This window comes from Legionella drancourtii LLAP12 (assembly GCF_000162755.2).
GTDB classification, from domain to species: Bacteria; Pseudomonadota; Gammaproteobacteria; order Legionellales; family Legionellaceae; genus Legionella; species Legionella drancourtii.
On record NZ_JH413848.1, the window covers coordinates 26,476 to 33,323 of the forward strand.

The window sequence follows — 6,848 nt, forward strand, 5'->3', positions numbered from 1 at the left end:
TAGGAATAAAGATTATGCTAAAGCGGTGTTATTCATTGATTTTAATTGCCTTTTTCTTGGCGTCTTGCGTGCATCATGGCGCTAAAAAATCCCCAGTGTCCGCAACGCCTTTATCTTATCACAGTACCACACAATACAAACAATTAACCGCGTTTAATCGTATCGAGGCTCAAGGTCAAATTAATGTGACTTTGCACACGGGATATAGAAAACCGCAAGTAGTGCTCAAAGGTGATCCGCGCGATTTACAACAGGTCAAAGCAGTCGTCGTCCAAAATACCTTGTATTTATCTATAGGCGGTGGTTATCCGCAGCATGGCGCCATACATGCGGATATTCAAACACATTATTTAAGCGGTTTTAGCTACAAAGGCGCTGGTTTAGTTAATGGCAGCCAGATACATTCTAGCGCCTTAGACCTTGTCTTGGTTAATAAAGGCACGACGCAATTAGGTGGTTCTATTGGTTTACGTCGACTTGATATTGCTGGCAATGGGGTGACGGAAATTAGCGGCATTAATACGCCAGCCCTGCAAATTTATTTGCAGGGTAGTCCTAAAGTGCAATTATCGGGGGTAGCAACGGTTACTAATTTAATGATTGATGGTAATGTTTGGTTTAGTTTGTATTGGGTCAAAAGTGAGGAACTCAAGGTTCGTGCTAATAATAAGGCGCGTATTCAATTAGCCGGTGTGGTCAAGCGCTTGGACTTAGAACTTTGGGGTCATGCTAACTTTAAAGGACGTTACTTGCGTGTACAACGTAGTTTTGTGAAAACGCATGGGCATGCTGTTGCAGAAATCTCTTCGGTAAACCATCAAAGTACTTTGGCTAGCGATGTCAGTGATATTTATTATTATAACCTCCCTAATACACGTGAAGATTTTATGGCCTATGATGGCTCTGTCTTAGATATGCGTGAATGGGATCGCATTAATCTGCGTGATTTTGATCGTTACAACAAACAATTCCCTTAATCGGTGCCGCTCATGCGGCATGTTCTTGCATGAGCGAGTAAGGCCTGGTTAGAGTGAATTAATACAATCAATAATCTGACCCAAATCATTATCCAAAGGCAATACATGGGCAGAATTGCCTAACCAATGGGTGGATACATTGGGTAAATTACAAAATAGTTCTTTTACTTGTGATGATGAAACTACTTTATCCTGCGCACCTAAAAAAAGATCCACCGGTGCCTTAGGCGCTACCCATTGGTGATCCAGCACCAAATGAAACATTTCTATTACGGTGGCAATTGACAGCCTTTTGTAAGAAATTTCGGCATGTTCATCAGTAACTAAATTCCCCGCGGCGCCGCGTATTTCCATAAAACCAAGGCGTTGTAATACCCTTGCTAATTTTAAATAGCGCGCCACATTCATCTTTAATTTTATGGCTGGAGCCAAGAGAAAAATATGATTGAATGCAAAATGTTCACTCAACTTACAGGCGATTAAGCCCCCCATAGACAAGCCAATAATATCAACTTTTTTGTATTTTTTGCATAATTCATCACAAACCTCGTTGGTATAGCTAAGCCAATCTACTGATTTTGTTTGTGAAAATGCGTCAATGCTCGAGCCGTGTCCGGGGAGCGCCGGACAGACAATGGCGTCATAATTTTTTAATTGGGGAATAAGATAGCGATAAACCGCCGGGGAAGATGAAAATCCATGAAGTAGCAGTACCGCACGGTCCACATTTTTTCCACGTTGATCAATGGGTTTTAGCAGCGCAAAATCATCTTCTTTTAAGTCCGCTAATTGTTTCCCGCGGCGCATGTAGCGAAAGTCATTTTTGTTCATAGAGCCTTCGTTTTGCAAAATTGGTGTAAATTGTTATTAATGCTAAATTTATTCAATGCTTCATCTTGCTATGATCTTGGTTTATAGTCAAATTAATTGTCTGTGCTTAGATAAATACTGCATTGTACAAATTAAAAACTATATTCTACACTTAACTATAAAGTAATAATAATACTTCCTTTGGTGGTATTATTTTGAGGATTTTAATTATGCCAGCCGATACTCCAACCACAGAAACTAGTGTAAGTTTAAATACTACGGCACCTCAACCTACTCAGGAGAGCGCTCCAACATCCACTCCAACTCCAACCCCGGCTCCAGAAGAGAACGTTGCCAACGACAAGAAAGAAGAAGCGAAAAAGCCACAACAGCAGCAACCGTTAGAACAACTGCAACAACCTAAGCCTAATGGTGGGAAGGAAAAAAAGAAAGATCCAATGATGGAGATGATGGATGATTTTGAAAATTTTGTTAAAGAGACCAATAAACAACTAACTGACTTTATAACCGGCTTTGTCAAAGATAAGGGTAATGCTGCTTGGGATAGTCTCAAAAATACGCAGCCGATGAAAACATTGAAGGGTGCTCTTGATGAAGGAAAGCAGTTTATCAATGATAAAATCGATCAAAAAATGGATAGCGTAAGCAATTCTGCAGCGGTGACTGCTGTGAAAAGTGCTATTAATGGTATGAAAGATAAAATTACTAATTCCTTTAGCGATGTGATGAATTCTGCCGCGAATTCGATTGCCAATGCCGTGCATAAGGCGACGACCCCAAGCCCCAAAAACGCTGGTCCATCTAATGATGAAGAGGGGCAACTTGCGAATGATGCGCAGGCTACCGCTTTACCAAGTGAAACAGCACAAGCTGATACGGGAGCTCAATTAAGTCAATCGGCCGATACTGTATCCGCCAATACTTCTGATATGGCGAACACTTTTGGTGGAGACGGTTCTCTTGATGAGAATGATGCCGCAGTGTCATCCACACCTAAGCCTACGGTAGGTGCGGACGAAGCAGAAACGGCAACAGAAGGGATAAGAAATGCAATATAAACTAGGAGCTGTGGATGTTTCTACTATCTAGGCCAAAATTATTTCTGTGTTCCGATGCGCACATACATAAATGTATGCTGCCGCTTCGGCGCGCAAAAATTATTTTGGCTCGATCTAGCGAAATGGCAACAAATCCTAATTACCACTTAGCAATTTATGCGGTAAACTTTCAATTCGACCAGCTTGAGTGACGACAACGTAATTTAGTTTGCGTTGTAGCTCACTGATGGTATCGGCGCCTGCGTAGGTAAGACCAGATCTTAAACCGCCAACGATATCGCCAATAATTGCATCAGGATTGTCTTTGAACGGTACTTCGGTAGCTACACCTTCAGCCGTTTTCCACTCATGCATTTGCCCCAAAAAGTCTTCCTGCGCTTCTTTTGAGGCCATGCCTCGGTAACGTTTTACTTTACTGCCATCTTCTTTTTGAATTATATCACCAGGAGTTGGTGCGGTACCTGCTAACATCCCGCCGATCATGACAAAATCGGCTCCAAAGGCTAAGGCTTTGACTATGTCACCGGAGGTTTTGATGCCGCCATCGGCTACAATGGAGCGGTCAGAGCGTGAGCAATCTTGGATGCAGGTTAACATGGGGACGCCAAAACCGGTTTTAATCCGGGTGCTGCAAACAGAACCACCGCCAATACCGGCTTTAATGATGTCCGCACCGCACGAAGCAAGATAATCTGCACCGGCATAGGTTGCCACATTACCCGCCATGATGCAGCGATCTTGGAGTAGATGACGTAAGCTTTTTAACGTTTTACCAACATATTTCGCATGAGCATGGGCCACGTCAACGCAGAAATAATCAGCACCCGCATCACGCAATGCCTCAGCGCGTTCCAATTCTGCGGTAGTACAGCCAATAGAAACAAAAACAATCCCTGAACATTTTTTAAATTCCTGAATGTTTTCTTCCACGCTCATGAAACGATGTAACGCCCCCATACCTCCTTTACTGGACATAAAGTTAGCCATAGTACTTTCCGTGATGGTATCCATATTGGAGCTGATTACCGGGAGTTCCAAGGTTAATTTAGCCAAGCGGTCTGTGCTTGTGGTATCCACCACGCGTCTTGATTCGTGGTGGTTGTAAGAAGGAACAAGTAGAACATCATCAAAAGTGATGGCTTGGTCAGTCATGGTGCATCCTCGTAAAACGCATACTATAAATGTTCTGCCGCATAAAATGCAAGTCTTGAACGCTCGCCTCGTGTTAAACTCATATGCGCACTGTGCTCCCAATGTTTAAAACGATCTACGGCAAAGGTCAATCCTGATGTGGTTTCACTCAAATAAGGGGTGTCAATTTGTTTAATATCACCTAGGCAAACAATTTTGGTGCCAGGACCTGCTCGCGTAACCAAGGTTTTAATTTGTTTTGCGGTTAAATTTTGCGCCTCATCAATGATAATGTAGCGATTTAAAAATGTACGACCACGCATAAAATTCAATGAGCGGATCTTAATTTTATTTTGTAATAAGTCCTGAGTTGCGTTGCGTCCAAAACTGCCGCCTACTTGTGAACTGTGCAGTACTTCCAGGTTATCCATAAGTGCCCCCATCCATGGAGTCATTTTTTCTTCTTCAGTACCGGGTAAGAAGCCAATATCTTCGCCAACAGGAATGGTCACTCGTGTCATTAAAATCTCGCTGTAGCGATTTTGATCCAAGACTTGCGTTAGTCCTGCGGCAATCGTTAGCAAGGTTTTTCCCGTACCCGCAGGACCTTGCAGGGTAACAAAATCAATCTCGGGGTCGAGTAATAAATTGAGCGAAAAGTTTTGCTCTCGATTTTTGGCCGTAATTCCCCATACAGAATGTTTTGTTTGCGTGTAATCACGTACTAACTGGATAACCGCTTGCTCATGATCCAGTTTTTTGACGATGGCTTGAAATTGATTATCTTCCGTACTAATGCAATCGTTGGGGTTCCATTGACTGATTAAGGGACCGGCAACTTTATAGAAAGTTTTGCCACTTTCTTGCCAGGAGCCCATGTCTTTAGCATGAGTATCCCAAAAATTGTTGTCTAATATATGCAAGCCGCGATGCAAGAGATTAACGTCATTGAGTACCTGGTCATTGTAATAGTCCTCAGCAGGAATACCCAGTATTCCTGCTTTGATGCGCAAGTTAATGTCTTTAGAGACAATAATGACTTGTTTTGCACTCTGGTATTTCTTTTGTAAGCCTAAGGCGGTTGCCAGGATAGTATTGTCTACTTTATGTCCGGGGAGCGTGGTAGGGACAACCTGATCAAATTCATCTGTTTGGAAGTAGAGTTTGCCACTGCTATTTTTTTTGTTCTGAGTTGAGGTAGCTGGGGATTGGTAATCCAGAGACAATTTGTTCATGGGTGGCATTGCTCATGAGTTCGACTAACATGCGGTTTGTTTGTCTTACGTTACGCGCAACTTCAGAGATCCCAGTCTTATGGTTGTCTAATTCTTCTAACACCACCATCGGCAAATAGATATCATGCTCTTCAAAATGATAGATGGCCGTTGGATCGCTCATTAAAATGTTAGTATCAAGTACAAACAGTTTTTTATGTGTATTGCTAGTATCCATGATTCACCTCAGTCATATATCTACGTCGCAAACAGGCGACTTCGATGGGAGAAATATCCTTTTGTATTAACTCTCATTGTGCTAAGGCTAAGTACTTGAGTCAAGAACAATATTTTTATTTTACCTGCCTTTGCAAGCATGATTTTCAACTATACTTTATGTTCATGATGAGGGGTACGGATTTGCTATTTTGTGTGGGTTGCCCAAGAGGCTAAATAGGATTACCGGCAAGGCTTTACCGCTCATAAGTGTCAATTTCAAAGTAAATCTCTGGATTCCACAGACAAGCCGCGGAACGCAGAAATAGGGTTTAGCTTGACGTCTGCGGGGTTTGCCGCCTAAGCCATACAATGTGTATGGTGAGATGGCTTGGGCAGGGTAGCAACAGGCTATTTTAATGTATTTAGCACCTCATCAACGTGGCCTTTTACACGCACTTTGCGCCATTGGTGGACGAGTTTTCCCTGTGGATCAATGATGAATGTACTGCGTTCTATACCACGTACTTGCTTGCCGTACATGGATTTCATTTTGATTACATTAAACAACTGACATAATTGCTCTTCAGCATCACTAATTAGCTCAAAGGGGAAATTTTGTTTGGCTTTAAAATTTTCATGCGATTTTAAGCTATCACGGGAAATCCCAAAGACGTGCGCATTTAAAGCCTGAAATTGGGTGTAGGTATCTCTAAAGTCCTGACCTTCTGTGGTGCAACCTGGCGTTGCATCTTTAGGATAAAAATAAAGAACAACATATTGGCCTTGATAATCATTTAAATGCGCGTTCATGCCGCTGGTTGCCGTGAAAGCAAAATTAGGTACCGAGTCACCGATATTCATTAATCCCTCCCTGTTTTTTTTATAATGCGCGAGCGATCGCGTTGCCACTCACGATCTTTGATCGAATCGCGTTTATCATGCTCTTTTTTACCTTTAGCCAGCGCAATTTTTATTTTGATCTTATTTTTTTCCAATACAAAGATAATGGCACTATAGTATAGCCTTGACGCTCTACGCTACCGATTAAATGATTTAATTCTTTGCGATTTAACAATAACTTGCGTGTACGAGTCGGGTCGGGAATGGTATGCGTTGACGCGGTCAGTAAGGGTTGAATCTGGGCGCCGAGCAGGAAGGCTTCTCCGTACTTGATAATGACGTGCGCATCAGACAAATTCACTTTTCCTGCGCGTAAGCTTTTGACTTCCCAGCCTTCAAGCACAAGGCCTGCTTCATATTGCTCTTCAAGGTAATAATCAAAACCTGCCTTGCGATTCAGCGCTATGGTTGAATCGAATTTTTTTTTGCTTGTCATATTTAAGATGCCTGCTGCGTTTAGTCACGTCTCAATAATCCTAGGAAAAAATCCCTGCCTAGGGCGACGGGGGTTGCCCGAA

General features: G+C 42.4%; 5 protein-coding genes and 2 pseudogenes. 2 read left to right on the forward strand and 5 right to left on the reverse strand.

All coding sequences use genetic code 11. From position 1 onward, the window contains the following. The first annotated feature begins 14 nt into the window (after window positions 1-14). On the forward strand, window positions 15-977 hold the full coding sequence (locus LDG_RS16280) for a GIN domain-containing protein (protein ID WP_040536357.1): 963 nt from the start codon (window positions 15-17) through the stop codon (window positions 975-977). Window positions 978-1,025: 48 nt separating this feature from the next. Here LDG_RS16280 and LDG_RS16285 read toward each other — a convergent pair whose 3' ends face one another. Then, window positions 1,026-1,808, reverse strand: coding sequence for an alpha/beta hydrolase (locus LDG_RS16285; protein WP_006872548.1), 783 nt, complete (start codon window positions 1,806-1,808; stop codon window positions 1,026-1,028). Between the two features lie 209 nt (window positions 1,809-2,017). Between LDG_RS16285 and LDG_RS16290 the strand changes: the two genes are divergently transcribed. Beyond that, a complete protein-coding gene (locus LDG_RS16290) occupies window positions 2,018-2,866 on the forward strand; it encodes a hypothetical protein (protein WP_006872549.1) in 849 nt (282 codons plus the stop codon). A 135-nt stretch (window positions 2,867-3,001) separates the two neighbouring features. Here LDG_RS16290 and LDG_RS16295 read toward each other — a convergent pair whose 3' ends face one another. The 4 genes and pseudogenes from LDG_RS16295 to smpB all read right to left on the reverse strand — a co-directional run bounded on the left by LDG_RS16295 (window position 3,002) and on the right by smpB (window position 6,766). Then, window positions 3,002-4,018, reverse strand: coding sequence for a guanosine monophosphate reductase (locus tag LDG_RS16295; protein ID WP_006872550.1), 1,017 nt, complete (start codon window positions 4,016-4,018; stop codon window positions 3,002-3,004). Window positions 4,019-4,041: 23 nt separating this feature from the next. Beyond that, window positions 4,042-5,449 (reverse strand): annotated as a pseudogene (locus tag LDG_RS16300) (PhoH family protein). Window positions 5,450-5,838: 389 nt separating this feature from the next. Then, window positions 5,839-6,291, reverse strand: a complete 453-nt coding sequence (locus LDG_RS16305; RefSeq protein ID WP_006872553.1) for a peroxiredoxin — start codon at window positions 6,289-6,291, stop codon at window positions 5,839-5,841. After that, window positions 6,291-6,766 (reverse strand): annotated as a pseudogene (smpB, locus tag LDG_RS16310) (SsrA-binding protein SmpB). Before smpB ends, LDG_RS16305 begins: the two are co-directional and overlap by 1 nt. Window positions 6,767-6,848 lie beyond the last annotated feature (82 nt).

Bases quoted from the DNA above. Each gene is read 5' to 3' on its own strand.
- LDG_RS16280 (WP_040536357.1), top strand. From the start codon at position 15: ATGCTAAAGCGGTGTTATTCATTGATTTTAATTGCCTTTTTCTTGGCG.
- LDG_RS16285 (WP_006872548.1), bottom strand. From the start codon at position 1,808: ATGAACAAAAATGACTTTCGCTACATGCGCCGCGGGAAACAATTAGCG.
- LDG_RS16290 (WP_006872549.1), top strand. From the start codon at position 2,018: ATGCCAGCCGATACTCCAACCACAGAAACTAGTGTAAGTTTAAATACT.
- LDG_RS16295 (WP_006872550.1), bottom strand. From the start codon at position 4,018: ATGACTGACCAAGCCATCACTTTTGATGATGTTCTACTTGTTCCTTCT.
- LDG_RS16305 (WP_006872553.1), bottom strand. From the start codon at position 6,291: ATGAATATCGGTGACTCGGTACCTAATTTTGCTTTCACGGCAACCAGC.